The sequence below is a fragment of the Cobetia sp. 1CM21F genome, from assembly GCF_023161745.1.
Classification (GTDB): Bacteria; Pseudomonadota; Gammaproteobacteria; order Pseudomonadales; family Halomonadaceae; genus Cobetia; species Cobetia amphilecti.
Genome location: NZ_JALNTQ010000006.1, coordinates 104,776 through 126,454, shown reverse-complemented (window position 1 = coordinate 126,454; position 21,679 = coordinate 104,776). Strand labels below are relative to the sequence as shown.

27 protein-coding genes and 1 tRNA gene are annotated in these 21,679 nt (G+C 61.9%); 23 read left to right on the top strand and 5 right to left on the bottom strand.

All coding sequences use genetic code 11. The features are described from left to right. Window positions 1-7: 7 nt before the first annotated feature. Window positions 8-226 carry a Cro/CI family transcriptional regulator gene (locus tag MSG32_RS16270; protein ID WP_215824077.1) on the bottom strand — a complete coding sequence of 73 codons (219 nt, stop codon included), beginning with the start codon at window positions 224-226 and terminating at the stop codon, window positions 8-10. Between MSG32_RS16270 and MSG32_RS16265 the strand changes: the two genes are divergently transcribed. From MSG32_RS16265 to MSG32_RS16230, 8 genes are all read left to right on the top strand, one after another. Continuing rightward, window positions 149-1,024: a helix-turn-helix transcriptional regulator gene (locus MSG32_RS16265; protein ID WP_240548720.1), complete on the top strand. Its 876-nt coding sequence runs from the start codon at window positions 149-151 to the stop codon at window positions 1,022-1,024. The genes MSG32_RS16270 and MSG32_RS16265 overlap by 78 nt on opposite strands. A gap of 304 nt (window positions 1,025-1,328) precedes the next feature. After that, window positions 1,329-1,604, top strand: coding sequence for a hypothetical protein (locus MSG32_RS16260; RefSeq protein WP_248380714.1), 276 nt, complete (start codon window positions 1,329-1,331; stop codon window positions 1,602-1,604). Window positions 1,605-2,170: 566 nt separating this feature from the next. Next, window positions 2,171-2,458, top strand: a complete 288-nt coding sequence (locus MSG32_RS16255; protein WP_248380712.1) for a hypothetical protein — start codon at window positions 2,171-2,173, stop codon at window positions 2,456-2,458. 96 nt (window positions 2,459-2,554) lie between these two features. Next, window positions 2,555-2,809, top strand: a complete 255-nt coding sequence (locus MSG32_RS16250) for a hypothetical protein (protein WP_248380710.1) — start codon at window positions 2,555-2,557, stop codon at window positions 2,807-2,809. A 368-nt stretch (window positions 2,810-3,177) separates the two neighbouring features. Further along, window positions 3,178-4,092, top strand: coding sequence for a DNA cytosine methyltransferase (locus MSG32_RS16245; RefSeq protein ID WP_248380708.1), 915 nt, complete (start codon window positions 3,178-3,180; stop codon window positions 4,090-4,092). 19 nt (window positions 4,093-4,111) lie between these two features. Beyond that, a complete protein-coding gene (locus MSG32_RS16240; protein ID WP_248380706.1) occupies window positions 4,112-4,285 on the top strand; it encodes a hypothetical protein in 174 nt (57 codons plus the stop codon). Then, window positions 4,282-4,908 (top strand): hypothetical protein, encoded by a 627-nt coding sequence (locus MSG32_RS16235; RefSeq protein ID WP_248380704.1) that lies wholly within the window; start codon window positions 4,282-4,284, stop codon window positions 4,906-4,908. The genes MSG32_RS16240 and MSG32_RS16235 overlap by 4 nt, the downstream gene beginning before the upstream one ends. After that, window positions 4,905-5,066, top strand: coding sequence for a hypothetical protein (locus MSG32_RS16230; RefSeq protein WP_248380702.1), 162 nt, complete (start codon window positions 4,905-4,907; stop codon window positions 5,064-5,066). The genes MSG32_RS16235 and MSG32_RS16230 overlap by 4 nt, the downstream gene beginning before the upstream one ends. Here the strand turns inward: MSG32_RS16230 and MSG32_RS16225 are convergent. After that, window positions 5,038-5,565, bottom strand: a complete 528-nt coding sequence (locus MSG32_RS16225) for a hypothetical protein (RefSeq protein ID WP_248380700.1) — start codon at window positions 5,563-5,565, stop codon at window positions 5,038-5,040. The two genes, MSG32_RS16230 and MSG32_RS16225, sit on opposite strands and share 29 nt — an antisense overlap. A 1-nt stretch (window position 5,566) precedes the next feature. Then, window positions 5,567-6,085 carry an ImmA/IrrE family metallo-endopeptidase gene (locus MSG32_RS16220; RefSeq protein ID WP_248380698.1) on the bottom strand — a complete coding sequence of 173 codons (519 nt, stop codon included), beginning with the start codon at window positions 6,083-6,085 and terminating at the stop codon, window positions 5,567-5,569. Window positions 6,086-6,448: 363 nt separating this feature from the next. Here MSG32_RS16220 and MSG32_RS16215 point away from each other — a divergent pair, with 363 nt between their 5' ends. The 3 genes from MSG32_RS16215 to MSG32_RS16205 are packed head-to-tail and all read left to right on the top strand — an operon-like array spanning window position 6,449 to window position 7,835. After that, window positions 6,449-6,625, top strand: coding sequence for a hypothetical protein (locus MSG32_RS16215; RefSeq protein ID WP_248380696.1), 177 nt, complete (start codon window positions 6,449-6,451; stop codon window positions 6,623-6,625). A 14-nt stretch (window positions 6,626-6,639) separates the two neighbouring features. Then, a complete protein-coding gene (locus tag MSG32_RS16210; protein ID WP_248380694.1) occupies window positions 6,640-6,969 on the top strand; it encodes a helix-turn-helix domain-containing protein in 330 nt (109 codons plus the stop codon). 26 nt (window positions 6,970-6,995) lie between these two features. Beyond that, window positions 6,996-7,835 carry a site-specific integrase gene (locus MSG32_RS16205; RefSeq protein WP_248380692.1) on the top strand — a complete coding sequence of 280 codons (840 nt, stop codon included), beginning with the start codon at window positions 6,996-6,998 and terminating at the stop codon, window positions 7,833-7,835. Between the two features lie 53 nt (window positions 7,836-7,888). Here MSG32_RS16205 and MSG32_RS16200 read toward each other — a convergent pair. Further along, window positions 7,889-7,974, bottom strand: a tRNA-Leu gene (locus MSG32_RS16200). 407 nt (window positions 7,975-8,381) lie between these two features. Between MSG32_RS16200 and queA the strand changes: the two genes are divergently transcribed. The 5 genes from queA (at window position 8,382) to secF (ending at window position 13,992) form a co-directional block, all read left to right on the top strand. Continuing rightward, window positions 8,382-9,413, top strand: a complete 1,032-nt coding sequence (gene queA, locus MSG32_RS16195) for a tRNA preQ1(34) S-adenosylmethionine ribosyltransferase-isomerase QueA (RefSeq protein ID WP_107336757.1) — start codon at window positions 8,382-8,384, stop codon at window positions 9,411-9,413. 137 nt (window positions 9,414-9,550) lie between these two features. After that, window positions 9,551-10,687: a tRNA guanosine(34) transglycosylase Tgt gene (tgt, locus tag MSG32_RS16190; RefSeq protein WP_082388822.1), complete on the top strand. Its 1,137-nt coding sequence runs from the start codon at window positions 9,551-9,553 to the stop codon at window positions 10,685-10,687. Window positions 10,688-10,817: 130 nt separating this feature from the next. Next, a complete protein-coding gene (gene yajC, locus MSG32_RS16185; protein ID WP_043333819.1) occupies window positions 10,818-11,153 on the top strand; it encodes a preprotein translocase subunit YajC in 336 nt (111 codons plus the stop codon). 70 nt (window positions 11,154-11,223) lie between these two features. Next, the gene (gene secD / locus MSG32_RS16180) at window positions 11,224-13,074 is read left to right on the top strand and encodes a protein translocase subunit SecD (RefSeq protein WP_054556870.1); all 1,851 of its coding nucleotides are present in this window, start codon (window positions 11,224-11,226) and stop codon (window positions 13,072-13,074) included. Window positions 13,075-13,086: 12 nt separating this feature from the next. Next, entirely contained in the window at window positions 13,087-13,992 is a 906-nt protein-coding gene (gene secF, locus MSG32_RS16175; protein WP_107336021.1) for a protein translocase subunit SecF, read from the top strand. Between the two features lie 141 nt (window positions 13,993-14,133). Here the strand turns inward: secF and MSG32_RS16170 are convergent, their stop codons facing one another. Then, window positions 14,134-14,928, bottom strand: a complete 795-nt coding sequence (locus tag MSG32_RS16170; protein ID WP_043333816.1) for an inositol monophosphatase family protein — start codon at window positions 14,926-14,928, stop codon at window positions 14,134-14,136. 505 nt (window positions 14,929-15,433) lie between these two features. On the opposite strand from MSG32_RS16170, the gene MSG32_RS16165 reads away from it, so the two are divergent. From MSG32_RS16165 to rlmN, 7 genes are all read left to right on the top strand, one after another. Further along, window positions 15,434-16,231 carry an RNA methyltransferase gene (locus MSG32_RS16165; RefSeq protein ID WP_054556868.1) on the top strand — a complete coding sequence of 266 codons (798 nt, stop codon included), beginning with the start codon at window positions 15,434-15,436 and terminating at the stop codon, window positions 16,229-16,231. A 9-nt stretch (window positions 16,232-16,240) separates the two neighbouring features. Then, window positions 16,241-17,200: a serine O-acetyltransferase gene (cysE, locus tag MSG32_RS16160; protein WP_248380691.1), complete on the top strand. Its 960-nt coding sequence runs from the start codon at window positions 16,241-16,243 to the stop codon at window positions 17,198-17,200. Window positions 17,201-17,342: 142 nt separating this feature from the next. Continuing rightward, the gene (locus tag MSG32_RS16155; protein ID WP_043333815.1) at window positions 17,343-17,816 is read left to right on the top strand and encodes a Fe-S cluster assembly transcription factor; all 474 of its coding nucleotides are present in this window, start codon (window positions 17,343-17,345) and stop codon (window positions 17,814-17,816) included. Between the two features lie 125 nt (window positions 17,817-17,941). Further along, window positions 17,942-19,090 (top strand): aminotransferase class V-fold PLP-dependent enzyme, encoded by a 1,149-nt coding sequence (locus tag MSG32_RS16150; RefSeq protein ID WP_248380690.1) that lies wholly within the window; start codon window positions 17,942-17,944, stop codon window positions 19,088-19,090. A 15-nt stretch (window positions 19,091-19,105) separates the two neighbouring features. Beyond that, the gene (locus MSG32_RS16145; RefSeq protein ID WP_043333813.1) at window positions 19,106-19,432 is read left to right on the top strand and encodes an iron-sulfur cluster assembly accessory protein; all 327 of its coding nucleotides are present in this window, start codon (window positions 19,106-19,108) and stop codon (window positions 19,430-19,432) included. Between the two features lie 297 nt (window positions 19,433-19,729). Beyond that, complete coding sequence (gene ndk, locus MSG32_RS16140) at window positions 19,730-20,155, top strand: nucleoside-diphosphate kinase (RefSeq protein WP_043333812.1); 426 nt, start codon at window positions 19,730-19,732, stop codon at window positions 20,153-20,155. 354 nt (window positions 20,156-20,509) lie between these two features. Further along, the gene (rlmN, locus tag MSG32_RS16135; RefSeq protein ID WP_043333811.1) at window positions 20,510-21,667 is read left to right on the top strand and encodes a 23S rRNA (adenine(2503)-C(2))-methyltransferase RlmN; all 1,158 of its coding nucleotides are present in this window, start codon (window positions 20,510-20,512) and stop codon (window positions 21,665-21,667) included. Window positions 21,668-21,679 lie beyond the last annotated feature (12 nt).

Genomic DNA, 21,679 nt, shown 5'->3' with positions numbered 1-21,679 from the left:
GTGGGTGTCAGGCGGTGTGCTTATCGCGGCCAAAGACTCGTGGACAAAGATGTTCAGCCAGAAACGCTCCATCGGTTAATCGCTCTGCTCTCAAGGCCGCTGCGGGCGACATTCCATTTGTGCCGCAAACCCAGTGGGAGACAGACCCTTGATCAACCCCCAAAGCCTCAGCAGTCTTTCGTTGGTTCCCGAAGTGGGCGACAAGACGCCTGTAGATATTGCTCATACAACACCCCTCTATGCGATTTCTCATATTCTAGAGCATGCGAAAACTCATTTGCAACAACATGAGCATGCGCATAACAATCCCGCCATGGAACTCAAAGACAGAATCAGGTCTGCCCGAAAGGCAGCCGGACTCACCCAGGTTCAGCTAGCCGAGCGGGTTGGAATCGACCAATCGGTCATTTCTAGTCTCGAGAGAGGCAAGCACCGGGGCTCGACACATACGATCGCCATTGCGCATGCGCTCGGCGTCAGCGCGAGATGGCTGGCTACTGGCGAAGGCGAGATAACTGAATATTGGGCAGCCGTCGGAAGCGACGCCAGTGAGCTGGTACTCCATGAAACGGAAATCGTGGAGGGGACTGAGCCTCTCAGGGATGACGAGGTTGAGATTCCGTATTTCCGCGAGGTTGAGATGGCGGCGGGCGATGGCCGCACCCAGGTCATCGAGAATCACGGGGCGTACATGCGCTTCAGCCTGCCCCGCCTGGCGCGCGCCGGGGTAGATCCCAAGCAGGCCGCCTGTGCTACCGTCTCTGGGGATTCCATGGAGCCAGCCATCTTTGACGGCTCACCCATCGGCATTGACAAGAGCTGCCGCCACATAATCGACGGCAAAGTGTACGCGTTGGATCACGGCGGGATGCTGCGCGTGAAGCGCCTCTACCGCTTGCCGATGGGTCGCATGCGAGTGGTCAGTGATAACCACATCGAGTACCCGGAGGAGGTCTACACCCTGGGTGATCCGGATGCCCCGAAGATCATCGGTCGTGTCTTCTGGTGGGAAACCTTTGCCTGAGAAATCCTCGCTCGCGCGCGTAACCAGAGAGAGTGGTTCTAATAGGTAGGTTCTAGGTACGACAATGGCGTCACCCTCCCCCTGACACTGGTGACACCCTCCCCAGCTCACTTCCACCCGAAGCCCCTCCAACAAATGATCGACCCGCCCACCGTGGCGGGTTTTTTATTGCATGCCACATAACCTCAAAGCTCAATATGGGAAAAATATGCGTAATCTCATTGACCAATAATATGAGCATTGCCATAATCATCCACATCGACACGGCATATCGCCATCGTCACTGAGTGGACTGGAGCAGCCCATGACCGACACAGCCCGCAAGCATCGTTCAGCCATCACCCTCGCCGTCATCGTCGGCGGCCTGGTCACGCTCGCCAGCCTCACCCAGCAGACCGATGGCCCGCGCCAGCTGACCGCCAGCGAAGCCGAATACTGCGAGATGACCGCCATGTGGCAGGAAGACGCCAAGGCCGGTTTCGTCGAATCACAGCGCCGCGGCTGGCCGGACTTCCATCGCAATGCCGCCAGCCTCTGCACCCCTCAGATTACGCATGGTCAGCAGCTTGCCAGTCGCTGATCGGACCTCGCCCCACGGCCAGCAGGTGGTGCCAGTGGGATTACGAGCATAACCACCCGCAGGTAAGGCGCCGGTTCCTCCCTTGCGCTAGCGGCCTTACCCCCGACACCTGGGCAAGTGGTGTGACAGCTGGAGAGACAGCGCTTATCAGAGGGCATCGGCACTGCCGGTATCGCCTGATGAGTCCCGAACCGCCGGGCAATGCGGCTGCTCTTTAACAATCAGGCATGCCCAGCCCGCCCGTAGCGTTAGAGACGTGAGAGGCCGCTGGGAGTACGCCGCCCAGGGCTGTCGAAATACTGGGAATGGTATGGGGCTTTGCCAATGGCAGAGCCCACCCGAGAGTGCATTGGCAAGCCATAACACAGCGCGACGGCTTCCCGATGCTCTTTCCCTGCAGTGCCTGTGCTTCCCCGTCACGTCCATGACGGGGCCTTTTGGTACTCCCCTTTTTCATCGTGTCTCTCGGCGCACCTTGCCCACCCCAACCGGTGGGCCTTTTTGTGCTCACACGCCAGTCTCTCTTGGGGGCTGACCTGTGCGCTCAACTACTCGAGGAGGTCAGCATGACGCTCTTTCTTCGATCTCGGGTCACCGTCGATGGCATCACCGCGACGATGGCGGAACACGCCGAGCGGCTCGGTATCGGGGAAGGGACACTCTTGTCCCGCATGACGCGCTTGGGTCGTCATGATCCGATACTACTGCTTGAGCCAGTCACCAAATCCCGCAAGCCGGCGAAGCCCCAAAGCTTGGCAGAGGCTGTCAAAACGCTAAGGCGAAGGCCTGCCGGCTTGTTGGCGACTGCCAAGCGGCTGGGCGACTACGCCTCACTGACACAGAAATCACCATGATTCACCCGCTACTCATCGCCGCCACTTGCCTGGCGGCTTTCTTTTGCCTGCTCGCCGGTGGCTGGCTCGACACACTACTCACCAAGGATGACTGACATGACCCGCGATCAACTGATGGAAAGCCTAATGCACCTCCCTCATCCGTGGCCACGCCCTGAGACCGAGTGCAACCTGCCGACCGAGAACGCTCACGGTGACCTCGAGGGCTGGATCAAGGGCCCGACCAACAACGAATGGCACTACGCATGGATCGGTGCCCATGAGCGCCGCATCGTCATCACTCGGGAACAATGGGAAGAGGCGCTGCTTACCAGGGAACCAGCTCACGATACGCAGTCGTGCAGCAGTTGAGAGAATTTCAGATTGCTACCAGATACCGGGCGGGGGTGGTGCATTCAAGCACCGCTATAGCTTCAAAGTGATTTAATGCGTTGAAAAACATGCCTTTCACTAGAAAACCAATAGCAAGGCCGACTGTTACTATCACCTCAACAACCCAGACTGAGTTAGCAACACGCCTTTGGAACTACTTGCCACCTTCCTAATGTCAGCCATCGTCATTAGCGTTCCACTATCCATCATATGGCTGGGAACACTTCGCGATGACTGAAAGCCATACGCCACCGAGATGGCATAGCCAAAAATCGAATAACGCCACGCAAGCCCCCTATAAGGGGGCTTTTTCGTGCCTATTTGACGAAATTCGACACGGATAAAAAATGAACGTCATCGACCTCTTCTCCGGTGCCGGTGGATTCAGCACCGGTGCCAGCATGGCCGGCTGCAACGTGGCCTGGGCTGCCAACCACTGGCCAGATGCCGTCGAATGGCACAGTCGCAATCATCCGGATGCAGCACACATCTGCCAGGACCTGCATCAGGCGGATTGGAGCCAGGTGCCCACGCATGACCTGATGCTGGCGTCGCCCTGTTGTCAGGGCCACAGCAAGGCGCGAGGCAAGGCCAGCGGTAATCCTCAGCACGATGCCAGCCGCTCGACTGCCTGGGCAGTGGTATCAGCTGCCGAGTATCACCGGCCGCCAGCCATCCTCGTGGAGAACGTCCCCGAGTTCCTCGATTGGCAGCTCTACCGCCCTTGGGTGCTGGCCATGCAGGCACTGGGTTATGCCGTCAGTCCGCATGTAGTAGATGCCGCTGACCTCGGCGCCCCGCAGAACCGCATCCGCATGTTCCTGGTGCTCACCCAGTCCGCTCAGCCGCTGAAACTGAACCTGCCAACACTCGATCACCTGCCGGCCGCCAGCTTCATCGACTTCGAGTCAGGCCGCTGGCAGCCCATCGAGAAGCCCGGGCGAGCCGCCGCCACCCTGGAGCGAGTTCGCGCAGGCCGCGCCACCCACGGCGAGCGATTCCTGATCAGCTACTACGGCAACACCAAGACAGGACGCTCGCTGGATCGCCCTATTGGCACCATCACCACGCGCGATCGGTGGGCCATCGTCGATGGCGACCGCATGCGCATGCTCAGCCGGTGGGAGTGCCTGTCGGCAATGAGCTTCCCCGACACCTATCAGCTACCGGACAACCACCGCCTCGCCGTGCACCTGCTTGGCAACGCGGTATGCCCTACGCCGGTCAGCCACATCATCAAGGCGCTGCAGCAAGCCGCTTGAGCGCCTCCGGAGACACCCCGTGAAGACATCCACCAAGCACTGCCCTCATTGCGGCAGCACGGCACTGGTGCTGTACAGCAGCACCAACGAGAAGCAGTGCGGTGACTGCCACCTGATATTCGAGTGGACGCTCGATGAAGGCCAGCCGCCCTTGGTGGGGCCGGCACGCAACGTACAAGGGAGCAAGGCATGACTGATTACACTCAAGTGGGAGAGCGCTTTGACAGGAATGTTGCTGAGCACGAGATGAAGGTGATTCTGGATGATGGCCTCCATCGCCATCTTCTGTTCAAGAAGCCGGGCACCACTGATCAGCACTTCCGCATAGTAACTTGGCCCGGGTACCTCACCTTCTGCGGTGACATGGGCACCTTTACGTTCTACCGCAACGCAGACATGTTCGACTTCTTCATGGGCTCCGGTGGAGGCATCAGCCCACATTACTGGCAGGAGAAATTGCAGGCCGGTGCCGGCAGTGAAGGGTCCCGAGCCATCGCAGAGGAGTGGGACTCCGACTCATTCAAGCAGTCCGTACTGGGGTGCTGGAAAGACTGGCTTCAAGGCGATTCATTGCCCGACCCCGAAGCCACGGAAGAGGTGAAGGAATACCTGCGGGACAACCTGCTCAATTGCTGCGATGAGTTCGAAGCAGTCGCCGCGGTTCGTGACTTCGACTGCGATGAAGCGCCGGACATGCTGGACGACTTCCACGAGACCTCTGACACCCGGCTCCGGTACCACTACCTGTGGTGCTGCTATGCCATTGTCTGGGGCATCAAACAGTACCGCCAGCGTGAAGAACAGGAGGCCGCATGAACACTCTACGCGACATGCCGATGGTCACCATCGAGCAGAAGAACCGGTTTCGAGAGGCCGCGCTGAAGGTAGAGGCTGAGCGTGATGAATTGGCGGCTCAGTTCTCCGAGATGGCGACAAGGGACTTTTCTAGTCACTGCCACTCCCGCCACCTTTGATGGCCTTAATCGCGCCGGCTATTTCACGCACCAACCGCTCGAGCAGAGCCCCACCCTGGTTGTCTTCCTGAGGGGCAACATAGGCTGAGACAAAGCGCATGCAGGTGATCATAGTAATGAGCCCGAGAGCCGAAAAGAAAAAGGCCGGTACCATAGGTACCGTGAAGGGAAGCACAGTCGATAAGTCTGGCGTGTTGCCATTCTCCACCCATTTTTCAATATGGTGTGTGTAAGCGTCGATGAAACTGTGCGCGAACTTAATGGCATAGAAGAAAAACGCGAGGGTGAATACGCCCATGAAAGCAACGGCAAGGATGCTCATACGCCTGCCGATGATATGACGACTCAGGATTTCGCCATCAAGCTTATCCTTATCGCTTGGACCGCCAATATGGTCTTGATGAATTTTCTCACTCTGAAAGTCACCAGGAGCACTTGCGCGGTCGCTTTTTTCCGTACCGCTGCGCTCAATCCAAAAAAAATCGTCTTCGTTACTCACCCTACAGCAGCCCCAAGTTGATCAGCCGAAACCGGATGGCGGTGACAGATACACCGAAGTACCTAGCCAGCTTACCTATATCGGATATCTTGCTAGCTTGGTGTCGAACGTACTCCGCAGGCATGATTAGCTCGGCGGCGAAGGCGTTGGCGTCGATCTCACGCCAGTCGCCACGATCATTGAAGGTAGTATCGCGCAGACGAGTGTGCTCCTTGCTGACGTGATTCAGCAAAACATGGCCAAGCTCGTGTGCCTGAGTGAAGCGTTGCCGAACGGGGGCCTCGTCACGGTTGTAGGCACAGCGAAAACTTGGTTCGGCTTCTGTGACGAACTCAGCATATCCGCTAAGGTCGCCCAGCGATTCACCCACCATGGAGATAGGCATGCGCTGCGCTTCCTCACCCTTACCTTTAACGATAGTAATACCCTTGGCTACAGCGACCGGGTTGACGGGGAAGTTACCATCCCATGCCAGTTCGCGTGCCTTCTGGGCCAGCTTGATTGCATCTTGCGTTGCCATAGGCCCCTCCTCAATGACTGTTGAGCGCCCTCTGAGGCCCTCCCCAGCGACTAGACATATCTCAGTATAGCGCTGAGCTGTTCAACAATCGGTGGCTGCATATTTACAGGCAGCATTATAAATTTCAAGCCCCCTTACACGCAAAAACCAAACTTGTCAACCACAACCACCCGCGAGGTGGTTTTTTTGTGCCCGCCGGGAGGCCAGATGCGTCAGGTATCGCAATCAAGGTGGGAGCCGCCAGCACATGGCCCGTGCCCGCAGTGTGGTGGCAGCGGCACATTCCAAGGCGTCTTCCATCGTTCGCCCTGTGCTCACTGCCATGGCACCGGGTACGCCGCTGACGATGGTGAGGCGCTGCCATTGGAAGACCTGATCGTGATGATCAGTCGGCGCCGCGATCACTGGCGACAAGCACATGCCCAGCTGATGAAGGTGCCCGGCGTGCGTCAGGCCGTGGAGCAATACCAGGCGGCGCGACAGGCGGAGCAAGAACGTGAGGCCATGGGCTATGGCTCGGGCCGGTATCAAGGTGACTGATGGAGGCGACGGCAGTGAATCTTCTCACCCCCGAGGCGGTAGCCCGCCAACTGAGCATGAGCCTGAGCTGGGTCTACACCCACAAGCACCAGATTGGCTACGTGAAATTTGGAAAGTCTATCCGCTTTGAGCCGGATGCGGTGGCGGCATATGCTAGTGCCTGCCAGCGTAGCCCAGAGCATGAGGGCAACCTATGGGAATCACAGTCAGATACCGCGAAGCACGCGGGAAATGGGTCGTTACCGAAACGCATCAGGGTCAGCGACATCAATCAACGTTTGACGGGACTCGAGAAGGCGAAAGGCAAGCGCGAGAGTATGCCGCAGCACGCGAAACAGCACTGAATGAAGCAGCGTTTCAAGGCCAGCGGATGGGACGCGAACGGCGCCGCACGTTTCTCGAGGGGGTAAAGCGGTGGGTCGATGAGTACGACGTCGCCAGCCAGGCAAAGGCTATCCGGCCGGTTGCGGCCTACATGGGCGAGGACGTGCTGATCGGACAAGAGACAGTGGACAAGGCCAGAGAAATGGCCAGCCACTTGAGGAAGGCAGGACGCGCTCAGAGCACAATCAACAACCACCTGCAGGTGGTGAAGCGGGTGCTCAATCTGGCGTATATCGAGTGGGGCTGGATCAATCAGCCGCTGGGCGACAAGATCCGGAAGAAGACGCCGAAGAACGAACGGCATATCTATCTGAACGCGGCAGAGCTGACGCTACTGATGGAAGCGATACCGGATGCACGCGCTGTGGATAAGAAGGTGATCGCCCTGGCAGCCTTGACGGGACTGCGCCAGGGCGAACTGCTCGCACTTGAGCCTTCGAACATCCACGGTGGTCGCATCCTGCTGCGACCAGATCAAACCAAGTCCGGCAAGGCCCGGGTGGTGCCTGTACCAGAAGATGCTCGGCCATGGTTGCATGACCTGCCCTTCGATACCACCTACGCCCGATTGAGGAAGACGTGGGAAGACGCTCGCACAACGATGGGCAGACCGGACCTACGCTTTCATGATCTGCGCCATAGCTATGCAAGCATGCTGGCTCAGGCTGGCGAGAGCATGACCACGGTGCGCGACCTGCTGGGGCATTCCAGCCTGATCGTCACAAGTCGTTATTCTCACATGTTCGAACAGGGCATTGACGAGATCGGAGCGCGGCTGCCGCGGTTGAATGCGACCGGCTGCGACCAAACTGCGACCAAGCACTAAAGGGAGGGAGCCAGAAACGCAAACAGCCGCTCGTAAGCGACTGTTTTCAAAGCTGGTGCCGGTGGTCGGACTCGAACCGACACGCCTATTAAGCGGCGGATTTTGAATCCGCTGCGTCTACCAATTCCGCCACACCGGCAACGGAGCGAAATTATACGGGACATTGCGCCAAGGTCAACGAGTTTTGGCGTCAGATCAGACACATGGAGCGCTTCCTCACACCCCGCGCCGCAGTGGACTGAGGCGTGTCGCCCGCAAACGGGTCTTCGCGTGGACGATGGCATTGGGTATCATGAGCGACCTTTTTCGTCTGCCCGGACAGCCAAGGCCTCGAGAGTGTCGCACCTGACTGCCCCACCCGCAGAAAGGGAGTCATGCGCTCGCGACGAGAGCGCCAGTGTCTCAGGGCGGCATCTCCCCATTGTGCATGTACGCATGCCACGGAGCGCATCACGCGCCTCGTGCTATCAGAGTGTCAGGTTGGCCATGTCACGTATCGATTCCGGTGATGCCTCGGGCGTTGCCACACCTTCCGACGCGCGCCCGATGCAGCGCAGCGATTACGATTTCAGCCTGCCGGATGAGCTGATTGCCCGCTACCCGTCAGAGCAACGCAGCGATTGCCGTCTGCTGCATCTGGATGGCAAGAGCGGCGAGATCGTGCACCGCCGCTTCCCGGATCTGCTCGAGCAGCTGGAACCCGGCGATGTCGTGGTGTTCAACGACACCCGTGTGATCCCCGCGCGCCTGCATGGTCAGAAAGCCTCCGGCGGCAAGATCGAGATGCTGCTGGAGCGCCCGCTGGACGCCCATCGTGGCCTGGCGCACATCCGCTCCAGCAAGTCGCCCAAGCCGGGTACCGAGCTGATCTTCGAAGGCGGCATCACGGCCGTGGTCGAAGGCCGTCAGGAGGCGCTGTTCGAGCTGCGCTTCCACGGCGAGACGCCGATGATCGAGCTGCTCAACCAGCACGGCCACATGCCGCTGCCGCCTTATATCACTCGGGATGACGAGCTGTCGGATCGCGAGCGCTATCAGACGGTCTATGCCAAGCGCGATGGCGCCGTGGCCGCCCCGACGGCTGGCTTGCACTTCGATGAGCCGATCATGGCCGCCATGGCCGAGAAAGGCATCGAGACCGCCTTCGTCACCCTGCATGTGGGCGCCGGCACCTTCCAGCCGGTACGCGTCGACAGCATTCTCGAGCACCACATGCACAGCGAGTGGATCGAGGTCGGTCAGGAAGCCTGCGACAAGATCGCCCGTGCCCGCGCCGCCGGCCGTCGCGTGGTCGCCGTCGGCACCACCAGCGTGCGCTGTCTCGAGAGCGCCGCCAAGGCCCACGCTGGTGAGCTGGCCCCCTACTCCGGCGACACCGACATCTTCATCTACCCGGGCTACGAATGGCAGGTAGTGGATCTGTTGATCACCAACTTCCATCTGCCGGAATCGACCCTGCTGATGCTGGTCTCGGCCTTCGCCGGCTACGAGCACACCATGGCGGCCTATCAGGCGGCGGTGGAAGAGCGCTACCAGTTCTTCAGCTATGGCGATGCCATGCTGCTGGAACGCGCCTGAATCCCCTCTTCTGACATGGCCCCGGCATTCGCCGAGGGCCGTGTCATGCGCAGTTAACGCGCCCCGCGCTATGCTGCGGCATAGTGGCATCGACACACCAGCTGCGGCCTGTTTCGCCGCCAAGCAAAGAGAGCACCATGCGTAAAGAATGCTTCATGAGCTTTGAAAAGCTCGCGACCGATGGCCGTGCACGTCGTGGCCGCATGACCTTCCCGCGCGGCACCGTGGAAACCCCGGCCTTCATGCCGGTGGGCACCTACGGCACCGTCAAGGGCATGACGCCGGAGTCCATCAAGGACATCGGCGCCGAGATCATCCTCGGCAACACCTTCCACCTGTGGCTGCGCCCGGGCACGGAAGTCATCGAAGCGCATGGCGATCTGCATGACTTCGCGCAGTGGGACAAGCCGATCCTGACCGATTCCGGCGGCTTCCAGGTCTTCTCGCTGGGCAAGACGCGCAAGATCACCGAACAGGGCGTTCACTTCCGCTCACCGGTCGATGGCTCCAAGGTCTTCATGGGCCCGGAAGAATCGATGGCGGTGCAGCGCTCGCTGGGCTCCGATATCGTGATGATCTTCGATGAGTGCACGCCGTACCCGGCCACCCATGATGAAGCGCGCAAGTCGATGGAGATGTCCCTGCGCTGGGCGCAGCGCTCCTACGACGCGCATGGCGACTCGCCGTCGGCGCTGTTTGGCATCATCCAGGGCGGCATGTATCCGGATCTGCGCGAGAAGTCCCTCGAGGGCCTCAAGAAGATCGATTTCGACGGCTACGCCATCGGCGGCCTGTCCGTGGGCGAGCCCAAGGACGAGATGATCAAGGTTCTCGACTACCTCCCCGAGTGGATGCCGGAAGACAAGCCGCGCTATCTGATGGGCGTCGGCAAGCCGGAAGACCTGGTCGAGGGCGTGCGGCGTGGCGTCGACATGTTCGATTGCGTGATGCCGACCCGCAACGCGCGCAACGGCCACCTGTTCACGCCGACGGGCACCGTCAAGATCCGCAACGCCGTCCACAAGCGTGACACCTCACCGCTGGACCCGGACTGCGATTGCTACACCTGCACCAATTTCTCGCGCGGCTATCTGCATCACCTTGATCGCTGTGGAGAAATGCTCGGCTCGATGCTCAACACCATCCACAATCTGCGCTACTACCAGACCGTGATGGCTGGTTTGCGCGGTGCAATTGAAGCGGGTACATTGCAGGACTTCGTGGAACAGTTCTATGCCGCGCGCGGCCTGCCGGTGCCGCCGCTGGCCGACTGATCGAGGCGAATGACGACCGGGGGCCAAATCCTCCGGTCGTCTTGATATTCGACTCGAGCCAGACGTGAAGAAGAGCCTGAATCACGCTCATTGCATAACAACAGTTCACTCGTAACCTCTGGAGATACACATGCTGGAATTCCTGATTCCTGCCGCACACGCGGAAGCCGAAGCGGCTGTCGCCGGCGGCGGCGCCATCGGCCAGATCGTCATGCTGGTCGGCTTCGTGGTCATTTTCTATTTCCTGCTCTGGCGTCCGCAGTCCAAGCGCGCCAAGGAACACAAGAACCTGATCGGCAATCTGGCCAAGGGTGACGAAGTCGTCATCGGTGGTGGCCTGGTTGGCCGCATCACCAAGGTCAGCGAGCAGTTCATCACCATGGAGCTGAACGAAGGCAACGAAGTCAACGTGCAGAAGTCTGCCGTGGCTGCAGTCCTGCCGAAGGGCACCATCAAGTCCATCTGATCCCTCCTGCTGCCGGCCCCTGTGCCGGCAGCATGCTTTTCTCTCCCGCTCCACCAAGGACAGGGCTGCCATGCTCAACCGCTATCCGCTTTGGAAGTACCTGGTGATCTGCCTGGTACTTGCCGTCGGCGTGATCTACGCATTGCCGAATCTCTACCCCGAAGACCCGGCTGTGCAGATCAGTGCCGCCAGCGGCGCCGAGGCCATCGACCAGCAAGACCTCGATCGCGCCACCAGTGCCCTCGAAAACGCCGGCATCACGCCCAAATCCGGGGAACTCAACGGTTCCACCGGCCTGATTCGCCTTACCAGCAACGACCAGCAGCTGCGCGCCAAGGAACTGATCAGCGAGACGCTCGGCGATGACGCCATCGTCGCGCTGAACCTGGCCGACGCCACGCCGTCGTGGCTGGCCAGCCTCGGTGCCTCACCGATGAAGCTGGGCCTTGACCTGCGTGGCGGTGTCCACTTCCAGCTGGAAGTCGACATGGACGCCGCGGTCAAGCAGCGCCTGGAAGTCAACGCCAGCGCCATCAAGGAAACCCTGCGCGAGGAGCGTATCCGCTACCGCGGCAGCGAAGTCGACGACGGCACCCTGAGCCTGACGTTCTCCGATGAGGAAGACCGTTCGAAGGCGCGCTCACTGATCTCGCGCGACTTCCAGAACTTCGAATACGACGAGCGCGATGTCGAGCGTGGAGCCGTACTGGACCTCACCCTGACCGCCGCCGCCGTCAAGGAGATTCAGGATTACGCGGTCAACCAGAACCTGACCACGATCCGCAATCGCGTCAACGAGCTGGGCGTGTCCGAGCCGCTGGTTCAGCGCCAGGGCCCGAACCGCATCGTGGTCGAGCTGCCGGGCGTGCAGGACACGGCCGCCGCCAAGCGCGTACTGGGTGCCACCGCCAACCTCGAATTCCGTCTGGAAGCGGCCAGCGACACGCCGGCCAGCGAGATGGAGAGCTTCGCGTTCCGCAACCAGCCGAGCCGCACCGCCAACATCATGAAGGACGTGATCATCAGCGGTGACAGCGTCTCCAGCGCCAGCACCAGCTTCGATGAAAGCGGCCGTCCGCAGGTCAACATCAACCTGGACGGAACCGGTGGCTCGATCATGAACCGCGTCACGCGTGCCGCGATCGGCCGCAACATGGCGGTGCTGTTCATCGAGCACAAGACCCGCACGCGCACCGTGATGGAAGACGGCGAGAAGGTCGAGAAGCGCATCCCGTACACCGAGAAGGGGCTGATCAGCCTGGCGACGATCCAGAGTGCACTGGGCAACAGCTTCCGCATCACCGGCCTCGACTCGCCGACGGAAGCCAAGGAGCTGTCGCTGCTGCTGCGTTCCGGCTCACTGGCCGCGCCGATCTACTTCGTGCAGGAACGCACCATCGGCCCGAGCCTCGGTGCCGAGAACATCTCGCGCGGCATCCTGTCCGTCGAGCTGGGCCTGCTGCTGGTCGTGCTGTTCATGCTGGCGCGCTACAAGGCCTTCGGTGTCGTCGCCAACGTGGCCCTGACCGCCAACCTGGCGATCCTGATTGCCGCGATGTCGATGCTGGGCGCCACCCTGACCCTGCCGGGTATCGCCGGTATCGTGCTGACGCTGGGCATGGCGGTGGATGCCAACGTGCTGATCTTCGAGCGTATCCGCGAGGAAATGCGCTCCAAGATGCCGCTGCATCAGGCGGTGCACACCGGCTTCGAGCGCGCCTTCACCTCCATCGTCGATGCCAACATCACCACCCTGCTGGTCGCGGTGATCCTGTTCTCCATCGGCAGTGGCCCGGTCAAGGGCTTCGCGGTGACGCTGTCCATCGGCATCCTGACGTCGATGTTCACGGCGATCATGGTCTCGCGCGGCATCATCAATCTTGCCATTGGCGGCAAGACACTCAAGAAACTCTGGATCTGAGGGGCCATCGTGATGCGACAGTTTGACTTCATGAGCAAGCGGCGCGCGGCCTTCATCGTCTCCATCGTGCTGACGATCGTGGCCATTGGCGCCCTTGTGATTCATGGCCTGAACCTGGGCCTCGACTTTACCGGCGGCACCCTGGTGGAAGTGAAATACCAGGCGGCACCGGCGCTGGACAGCGTGCGCCAGACACTGGAAGCCGCCGGCTACAAGGATGTCTCGGTCCAGACCTTCGGAGCCAGCAACGAGATTCTGGTGCGTCTGCAGCAGAGCTTCGAAGCCGGCATCGGCAATGACATCGTGGCGCATCTGCAGGCCACCGGTGACAGCGTCAACCTGATCCGCGCCGAGTTCGTCGGTGCTCAGGTCGGTGATCAGCTGCGTGACCAGTCCGGTCTTGGCATGCTGCTCGCCCTGGCCGTGGTGATGGTCTACGTGGCCTTCCGCTTCCAGTACAAGTTCGCCCTCGGCGCACTCATCTCGCTGGGTCACGACGTCATCATCCTGCTGGGCATCTTCGCCCTGTTCGGACTCGACTTCGACCTGACGGTACTGGCCGCGGTGCTGGCCGTGATCGGCTACTCATTGAACGACACCATCATCGTCTACGACCGCATTCGCGAGAACATCCGCAAATCGCGTACCGATGACATGCCGTCGATCTTCAATGACGCCATCAACGCGACGCTGTCACGCACGCTGTCCACCTCCGGCACCACCTTGCTGGTGTTGCTGGCGCTGTACTTCCTCGGCGGTGACATGATCCACAACTTCGCCATCGCACTGATCATCGGTGTGGTCGCGGGGACCTTCTCGTCCATCTACGTGGCAGCGGCGCTGCTGCTGGTGGTCGGCCTGAAGCGTGTGGATCTGATCCCCCCGCCCAAGGAGCAGTTCGAGGACGGCGCGCCGTAAGCGCCTCCGCTCGTTCAGCTTGGCACGGATCGGCCGGCACGGATCGCCAGGCACAAAAAAACCCCACCTCATGCGAGGTGGGGTTTTTTTCGTTCTCCAGACGGCCCGGAGGGCTGTCAGGTCACGTCATCTTGCAGGGTCTTACAGGTGCGGCTGCATGGTCTGCGCCAGCGCCTTGTACAGACGTGCGCCAGCGGCCATCAGGGTGCCTTCAGCAACCACGACCGGCGTGCCGTCGGCACTGCCTGCCAGAGCGCCACATTCCTTCAGGAACAGGCTGACGATCTCGCTGTCACCGGCATCCAGACCCAGCACATAGACGGCATCGACGCGGCCGGAGGCCAGCTCGAGCACGTCCAGCAGCGCACAGCCGCTGGTGCGCAGCATCTCGACCTGCGGGCCGACCTGCTGAACGATGGAGAGGTAGGTCGGCAGGTGACGCGGACGCTGCCAGCTTTCCGGCAGGCCCATCGCCAGACGCGCACCTTCGATGGAGGTGGCGTTGGTCACGCGGATACGGTGACCGGAGTGCTGGGCGCCACGACCGCGGCTGACGATGTACTCTTCGTCAGTGAACGGTGCGATGACCACGGCGTGCTCGGCACGGCCCTTGAACAGGCAGACCACGGACAGCGCGAAGCCGGAGGCCGCGGATGCCAGGTTGGAGTAACCGTGCACCGGCTCGATGCGCCAGTGGTAGTCAGAGCCCTGACCTTCACCATCGCGATGGTCGGTATAACGGCCGGAGAGACCGTGTTGCGGATAACCGCGCTCCAGCTGACGCACGATGTGCGCTTCGGCGCGACGTGCAGTGTCTGCAATGAAGGTGTCGAGATCGTTGTCGCCACGGGCGACTTCGATACGTTCACGAGCACGGACGAACTGCTCTGCGGCACCGCGTGCAGCACGCAGCGCAAATTGGACCATCGGATGCATGATCAAGGCCTTGACGAGTCGGGAGCTGTTAAAGAACGGGTGCCACGGCGCGTGAGACATCAACGCGGCGCAACACGGATCGAGCGAAACTGGGTGCAATCAGATCAGGCGGTCATGTAGCCCGTACAGGAATCCTGATACGGCGCGGGGCGCGCTGCATAGTGCAATGTATGCAGACTGCCAGCCGCCACAGCACGCGGCGCCAGCGAGGGCGAACACATGTTGCGACATGACGGGACGACGTAGTCTATCAGAGCTCGGCTCGAGCTGCCATTGCCTGCGGCCACCCTCTGCCTGCGCGTCGCCTCCCTGCGCCCTGCCCGCGCGCGCCTCCCCCGCGCCGCTCTTGCCCTCAAGACCGGCGGGAAACTGCTCCCTGACGCGGCTTCATGCTAGGATATCGGGTCCTGACGCGCGATTTATCGCTGAGTCTGCGTATGCGGATCACGCACTGCGCCAGCCGCGTCGGCCGACCCGCCCTTCAATTGCTATCCTGGAAGTCCTCATGCTTGAACGTCTGCGCATTGTCCTGATTGGCACCAGCCATCCCGGCAACATTGGTGGTGCAGCCCGCGCCATGCTCAATATGGGCCTGGCCGATCTCGCACTGGTCGCGCCGCGATGTCAGGTGCAATGCCAGGAATCCGCCTCACGCGCCTCGGGTGCCGATGCACTCGTCGCCAGCGCCTCGGTGCACGAGACACTGGAAGAGGCCGTGGCGGATTGCAGTCTGGTGGTCGGCTGCAGCGCACGTTCGCGCAACCTGCCGTGGCCGATGATCACGCCGCGCGCCTTCGGTGCCACCCTGGCCGATGAAGCCCGCCTGCCGGATGCCCGCGTGGCCATCGTCTTCGGCCGCGAGGATTCCGGGCTCTCCAATGAAGAGCTGCAGCGCTGCCACCGCCACGTGCATATCCCGACCAATCCGGATTTCAGCTCGCTGAATCTGGCCGCGGCGGTGCAGGTGCTGGCCTATGAGTGCCGCCAGGCGTGGCTGGCCGACCAGGAAGCCGCCGGCGAGACGCCGCGTGCCGAGGATGACCAGCCGTTCGGCATCGACTGGGACAGCCCGCTGGCCAGCCATGCCGACCTCGAGCGCCTGTTCGAGCATCTCGAGAAGACACTGATCAGCGTCGACTTCCTCGATCCGGAACAGCCGCGCCAGCTGATGGCACGCCTGCGTCGCCTTTATCTGCGCGCGCGTCCGGACAGCATGGAAATCAACATTCTGCGCGGCATTCTTTCCGCGGTGGACAAGCAGGTTCGCCTGGCACAAGCCGACACGGCCAACCGCACTTCCTGAGGACACGCCATGTTCACTCGACTGCGTGAAGACATCGATAGCGTGTTTGCCCGTGATCCGGCGGCGCGCAACTTCTTTGAAGTCCTGACCAACTATCCGGGCCTGCATGCGCTGGTGGCCCATCGCATCAATCACTGGCTATGGCGCCACAACGCCAAATGGCTGGCGCGCACCGGCTCGACCCTGATGCGCTGGCTGACCGGCATCGAGATCCACCCGGGTGCCACCATCGGTCGCCGCTTCTTCATCGACCACGGCATGGGCGTCGTGATCGGCGAGACCGCCCTGATCGGCGATGACGTGACCCTCTATCACGGCGTCACCCTCGGCGGCACCACCTGGAACGCCGGCAAGCGCCACCCGACCCTCGGCGACGGTGTCATCGTCGGTGCTGGCGCCAAGATTCTCGGCCCGTTCACCGTCGGTGCCGGTGCCAAGGTCGGCTCCAATGCCGTGGTCACGCGTGAAGTGCCTGCCGGCGCCACCGTCGTCGGCATCCCCGGCAAGATCGTCAAGCGCGCCGAGCCGGATGTGGCGGAGGAGCCGTCAGTCGACCCGGAAAGCCGCGAGGCCATGAAGGAGAAGTTCGGCTTCGATGCCTACGGCATGGGCCAGGACATGCCCGATCCGGTCGCGCGCTCCATGCACGCGATGCTCGATCACATGCATGCCGTGGACAAGCGCATCGAACAGATGTGCGGCACGCTGCGCAAGCTGGATGCCAGCTATCGCGCCGGGCGCCTGCCCGAGCTCGACGACGCCGACTTCGCCCAGCTGATCGATGAACTGGGGCCCTGCGGTGGCGAGACCACCGTCGCTGACGTGGCCGCGGCCCAGGGCAGCACCTCGCCCAAGGCCCGGGCAGCCTCCAGTTCCGAGCAGACCTCGCCCCAGCAGGCACCGACTGACCAGCCGCCGACCGAGCAGGCAAGCGATACGCAGGAGCCCGCCGAACGTCAGCATGGCTAAAGTTGACCAATTCAGTCGGGATTGACCCCGCCAGACCACCCCACCATAATGGGGCGCATTGATACGCCGTCTCGCCAGAGGCGGCGACTACGCCCGGCCTCGTCCTCAACGTCGCAGGCTCCATCTGCTCACGGACTCTGTCATGCGCCTGACCACCAAGGGACGCTACGCCGTCACCGCGATGCTCGATCTGGCCCTGCATGCCAGTTGCGGCCCGACCTGTCTGGCCGATATTTCCGTACGCCAAGGCATCTCGCTGTCGTATCTGGAGCAACTGTTTGCACGTCTGCGGCGTGCAGGTCTGGTCAAGAGCGTGCGTGGCCCCGGTGGCGGTTATCTGCTGGATACCGAACTCGAGACCACCTCGGTGGCGTGCATCATCGACGCCGTCAACGAGTCAGTCGATGCCACACGCTGTCAGGGAATGTCGGACTGTCAGGCCGGTGACACCTGCCTGACGCACCATCTGTGGTGTGATCTGTCCGACGAGATCCACGGTTTTCTCGACGGCATCAGCCTGGCCGACCTGGTCGCGCGCGAAGAGATTCGCCAGATCGCCAGTCGTCAGCGCAAGGCGTGCGAGCCGACACCGATCACCGTCATGCAAGGCAGCTGAGCGGCGTTTGCCAGCCAGGCTGAGCACGGCCAGCCGAGGCGATGCTCGCCGCGCCCCATCGCCTTCGAGATCGCCTTCATCACGTTCACCGTCATCACTGTCTGTCGTGTCTTCAGGAAGTCACCATGTCCCAGCCGATCTACCTTGACTATGCCGCCACCACGCCCGTCGACCCGCGCGTCGCCGAGCTGATGATGCGTCACCTGACGCAGGACGGCACCTTCGCCAACCCGGCCTCGCGCAGTCATATGCCGGGCTGGCTGGCCGAGCAGGCCGTCGAGGGCGCACGTCGTCAGGTCGCCGAGCTGATCGGTGCCGACCCGCGTGAGATCGTCTGGACCAGCGGTGCCACCGAAGCCGACAACCTGGCGCTGACCGGCTACATGCGTGCCAATGCCGCGCGTGGCCGCCATCTGATTACCTCGACCATCGAGCACAAGGCGATTCTGGATACCGCCAGTGCGCTGGAAGCGGAAGGCTTCGAGGTGACGCGCATCGCGCCACAGCCTGACGGGCGCATCAGCCCGGACAGCCTGCGCGACGCCCTGCGCAGCGACACCATCCTGGTATCGCTGATGGCAGTGAACAACGAGCTGGGCAGCCTGAATGACCTGAATGCGCTGGGCGACATCGCCCACTCGCATGGTGCGGCCTTCCATGTCGATGCCGCCCAGGCGCCCGGCAAGGTGCAGATCGATGTCAGACGTCAGCCCATCGACATGCTGTCACTGTCCGCCCACAAGGCCTACGGCCCCAAGGGCATCGGCGCGCTGTACGTGCGTCGCCAGCCGCAGATCAAGGTCGATGCCCTGATCCACGGCGGTGGCCATGAGCGCGGCATGCGTTCCGGCACCCTGCCGACCCATCAGATCGTCGGCATGGGCGAGGCCTACCGCCTGAGCGCCGAGCAGTTCGACGCCGATCACCAGCACCTCGTCGCGCTGCGTGATCAGTTCGTCGCCGGGCTTGCCGGCCTTGAAGGTGTGCACTTCAATACCGATATAGAGGTCAGCGCGCCCAACATCGTCAATCTCGCCTTCGAGGGCGTGGATGGCGAGGCGATGCTGATGGCGCTGCGCGGCATCGCGATTTCCACCGGCTCGGCCTGCAATTCCGCCAGTGTCGAACCGTCGTTCGTCCTCACCGGCATCGGGGTGCCCCGTCCGCTGGCGCTGGCATCACTGCGCTTCAGCTTCGGTCGTTTCACCACCGCTGCCGACATCGAATCCGCGCTCGGCGAACTCAGGCATGCCCTGACGTCGCTGCGCGCCTGACCCGGGAGACTGCTCATGGCACATCTGTCGATTTCCTCCTCCGCCGCCGACCAGATCCGCGTCGTGCTGGCCGAGCGCGGCCACGGCCTTGGCCTGCGTGTCTCGGTCAAGCCCAGCGGCTGCTCCGGCTACAGCTACGTGCTCGACTTCGCTGACGAGGTCAACGAGGAAGACGCCGTCTTCGTCGATCACGGCGCTACCGTCTATGTCGACACCGAAGCCCTCACCGTGCTCGACGGTTCCGAAGTGGACTACGTCAAGGACGGCCTGAACCGCTACTTCCGCTTCAACAACCCCAACGTCAAGGACGAGTGTGGTTGTGGCGAGAGCTTCAGCGTCTAGGCCAAGCTTCAGCGTCTAGGCCAGGCTTCAGCGTCTGAGACTGGCTTCAGCTTGTAATTAGAGCTTCAGCGTCCAGACCAGGCTCAACGTCCGAGCCGACCCTCAGCGCCTCGCCAGCCCATGCCGACGAGGCGCTTGCCATCTGTGCGTCATGCGACTCAGGCATGATGGATGCAGCCGGTGGCACTTGCCGCTATAATGCCGCCCACTTTTGTCGCGCGCATGCCGACAGAGCCCGTTTTCCGCCGTTCGGCATCTGCCGTGCGGCTCTTCAAAGCTTGTCTCAGGAGATTCACCATGACTCAGCGTACTCTGTCCATCATCAAGCCGGATGCCGTTGCCAAGAACGTGATCGGCGAAATCTACTCTCGCTTCGAGAAGGCCGGTCTGCAGATCGTCGCTTCCAAGATGGTTCACCTGTCCAAGGAACAGGCCGAAGGCTTCTACGCTGAGCACAGCGAACGTGGCTTCTTCGGTGAGCTGGTCGGCTTCATGACTTCCGGCCCGGTCATGATCCAGGTGCTGGAAGGCGAAGACGCCATCACCAAGAACCGCGACCTGATGGGCGCTACCAACCCGAAGGAAGCAGAAGCCGGCACCATCCGTGCAGACTTCGCCACTTCCATCGACGCCAACGCCGTTCACGGTTCTGACGCGCCGGAATCTGCTGCTCGCGAAATCGCCTACTTCTTCGGCGACAACGAAATCTGCCCGCGCGGTTGATTTCGCCTTGTACGACTGAGAAGCCCGGCCCTTCGGGGCACGCGTCTCCCAGCCGTGCATGACACGACGGCCCTGCCTGCGAGGCGGGGCCGTCGTGGTATCGGACGTGCTGAAGCGTCGCGCGACATCATGCACCCCCTGAAGCAGATTCGACGCTTGAGCAGGTCCGATACGCTTTTCTGAAAGCCGCTGCAGCGCCCTCTCCCCACGCCATGTGACGCCCACGCGCACTGCGCTGATGATGAGAGCCTCTTGAGGTCTGCGAGCCATCGCCACCTCCGCTGACAGCGTCGCCCTGCAGACGTCTATCCTTTGTATGACGCCTGCCCATCCCTGACACGACCGGCCCATACCATGACTGATACCACTGCAACTGCCACCGATGCCGCGGCGCCTGCCGCCGTCAAGCTCACCAACCTGCTGGGCCTGCCGCGCCCGGCGATGGAAGCCTTCTTCGAGAGCATCGGCGAGAAGAAATTCCGCGCCACCCAGGTGATGAAATGGATTCACCAGGAAGGCGTCGACAGCTTCGACGAGATGACCAACCTCGCCAAGCCGCTGCGCGAGCGCCTCAAGCAGGTCGCCGAGATCCGTGCGCCGGGCATCGTCTATGAAGGCGAGTCCAAGGACGGCACCCGCAAGTGGGTGCTGGAAGTCAGCGATGGCAGCTATGTCGAGACCGTGCTGATCCCGTCCGAGAACGGCAACCGTCGCACCCTGTGCGTGTCTTCCCAGGTCGGTTGCTCGCTGGACTGCAGCTTCTGCTCCACCGGCAAGCAGGGCTTCGAGCGTGACCTGACCGCCGCCGAGATCATCGGCCAGGTGTGGGTCGCCACCCGTGGCGCCGAAGACCGCAAGGACACCCGCAAGCGTCCGGTCACCAACGTGGTGATGATGGGCATGGGCGAGCCGCTGATGAACTACGACAACGTCGTGCCGGCGATGAAGCTGATGCTGGACGACAACGCCTATGGCCTGTCCAAGCGTCGCGTCACTCTCTCCACCTCCGGTGTGGTGCCCAAGCTGGACCAGCTCGGCGACGAGATGGACGTCAGCCTGGCGATCTCGCTGCACGCAGCCAACGATGAACTGCGCAACGTGCTGGTGCCGATCAACCGCAAGTGGAACATCCGCGCGCTGCTCGACTCCTGCCATCGCTACCTGGCCAAGTGTGACGACGCACGTATCGTCACCATCGAGTACACCCTGATCAAGGACGTCAACGACCAGATCCAGCACGCCGAGGAACTGGCCGCGCTGCTCGACGAGCTGCCGTGCAAGATCAACCTGATCCCGTTCAACCCGTTCCCGCATTCCGGTTACGAGAAGCCGTCACGCAACCAGGTGATGCGCTTCCAGCAGCGTCTCTATGAGCTGGGCTACACCGCACCGGTGCGCGCGACCCGTGGCGATGACATCGACGCCGCCTGTGGCCAGCTGGTCGGTCAGGTCAAGGACCGCACCCGTCGCGCCGAGCGTTACATCAACGCCATCCAGCTCGACGCCGACTGAGCGGCTGCCAGC

What these genes read in the sequence shown, in the direction of transcription:
- MSG32_RS16270 (WP_215824077.1), bottom strand. Translation starts at nt 226, where the DNA reads ATGAGCAATATCTACAGGCGTCTTGTCGCCCACTTCGGGAACCAACGA.
- MSG32_RS16260 (WP_248380714.1), top strand. Translation starts at nt 1,329, where the DNA reads ATGACCGACACAGCCCGCAAGCATCGTTCAGCCATCACCCTCGCCGTC.
- MSG32_RS16255 (WP_248380712.1), top strand. Translation starts at nt 2,171, where the DNA reads ATGACGCTCTTTCTTCGATCTCGGGTCACCGTCGATGGCATCACCGCG.
- MSG32_RS16250 (WP_248380710.1), top strand. Translation starts at nt 2,555, where the DNA reads ATGACCCGCGATCAACTGATGGAAAGCCTAATGCACCTCCCTCATCCG.
- MSG32_RS16245 (WP_248380708.1), top strand. Translation starts at nt 3,178, where the DNA reads ATGAACGTCATCGACCTCTTCTCCGGTGCCGGTGGATTCAGCACCGGT.
- MSG32_RS16235 (WP_248380704.1), top strand. Translation starts at nt 4,282, where the DNA reads ATGACTGATTACACTCAAGTGGGAGAGCGCTTTGACAGGAATGTTGCT.
- MSG32_RS16230 (WP_248380702.1), top strand. Translation starts at nt 4,905, where the DNA reads ATGAACACTCTACGCGACATGCCGATGGTCACCATCGAGCAGAAGAAC.
- MSG32_RS16220 (WP_248380698.1), bottom strand. Translation starts at nt 6,085, where the DNA reads ATGGCAACGCAAGATGCAATCAAGCTGGCCCAGAAGGCACGCGAACTG.
- MSG32_RS16205 (WP_248380692.1), top strand. Translation starts at nt 6,996, where the DNA reads ATGGGACGCGAACGGCGCCGCACGTTTCTCGAGGGGGTAAAGCGGTGG.
- queA (WP_107336757.1), top strand. Translation starts at nt 8,382, where the DNA reads ATGCAGCGCAGCGATTACGATTTCAGCCTGCCGGATGAGCTGATTGCC.
- tgt (WP_082388822.1), top strand. Translation starts at nt 9,551, where the DNA reads ATGCGTAAAGAATGCTTCATGAGCTTTGAAAAGCTCGCGACCGATGGC.
- yajC (WP_043333819.1), top strand. Translation starts at nt 10,818, where the DNA reads ATGCTGGAATTCCTGATTCCTGCCGCACACGCGGAAGCCGAAGCGGCT.
- secD (WP_054556870.1), top strand. Translation starts at nt 11,224, where the DNA reads ATGCTCAACCGCTATCCGCTTTGGAAGTACCTGGTGATCTGCCTGGTA.
- secF (WP_107336021.1), top strand. Translation starts at nt 13,087, where the DNA reads ATGCGACAGTTTGACTTCATGAGCAAGCGGCGCGCGGCCTTCATCGTC.
- MSG32_RS16170 (WP_043333816.1), bottom strand. Translation starts at nt 14,928, where the DNA reads ATGCATCCGATGGTCCAATTTGCGCTGCGTGCTGCACGCGGTGCCGCA.
- MSG32_RS16165 (WP_054556868.1), top strand. Translation starts at nt 15,434, where the DNA reads ATGCTTGAACGTCTGCGCATTGTCCTGATTGGCACCAGCCATCCCGGC.
- cysE (WP_248380691.1), top strand. Translation starts at nt 16,241, where the DNA reads ATGTTCACTCGACTGCGTGAAGACATCGATAGCGTGTTTGCCCGTGAT.
- MSG32_RS16155 (WP_043333815.1), top strand. Translation starts at nt 17,343, where the DNA reads ATGCGCCTGACCACCAAGGGACGCTACGCCGTCACCGCGATGCTCGAT.
- MSG32_RS16150 (WP_248380690.1), top strand. Translation starts at nt 17,942, where the DNA reads ATGTCCCAGCCGATCTACCTTGACTATGCCGCCACCACGCCCGTCGAC.
- MSG32_RS16145 (WP_043333813.1), top strand. Translation starts at nt 19,106, where the DNA reads ATGGCACATCTGTCGATTTCCTCCTCCGCCGCCGACCAGATCCGCGTC.
- ndk (WP_043333812.1), top strand. Translation starts at nt 19,730, where the DNA reads ATGACTCAGCGTACTCTGTCCATCATCAAGCCGGATGCCGTTGCCAAG.
- rlmN (WP_043333811.1), top strand. Translation starts at nt 20,510, where the DNA reads ATGACTGATACCACTGCAACTGCCACCGATGCCGCGGCGCCTGCCGCC.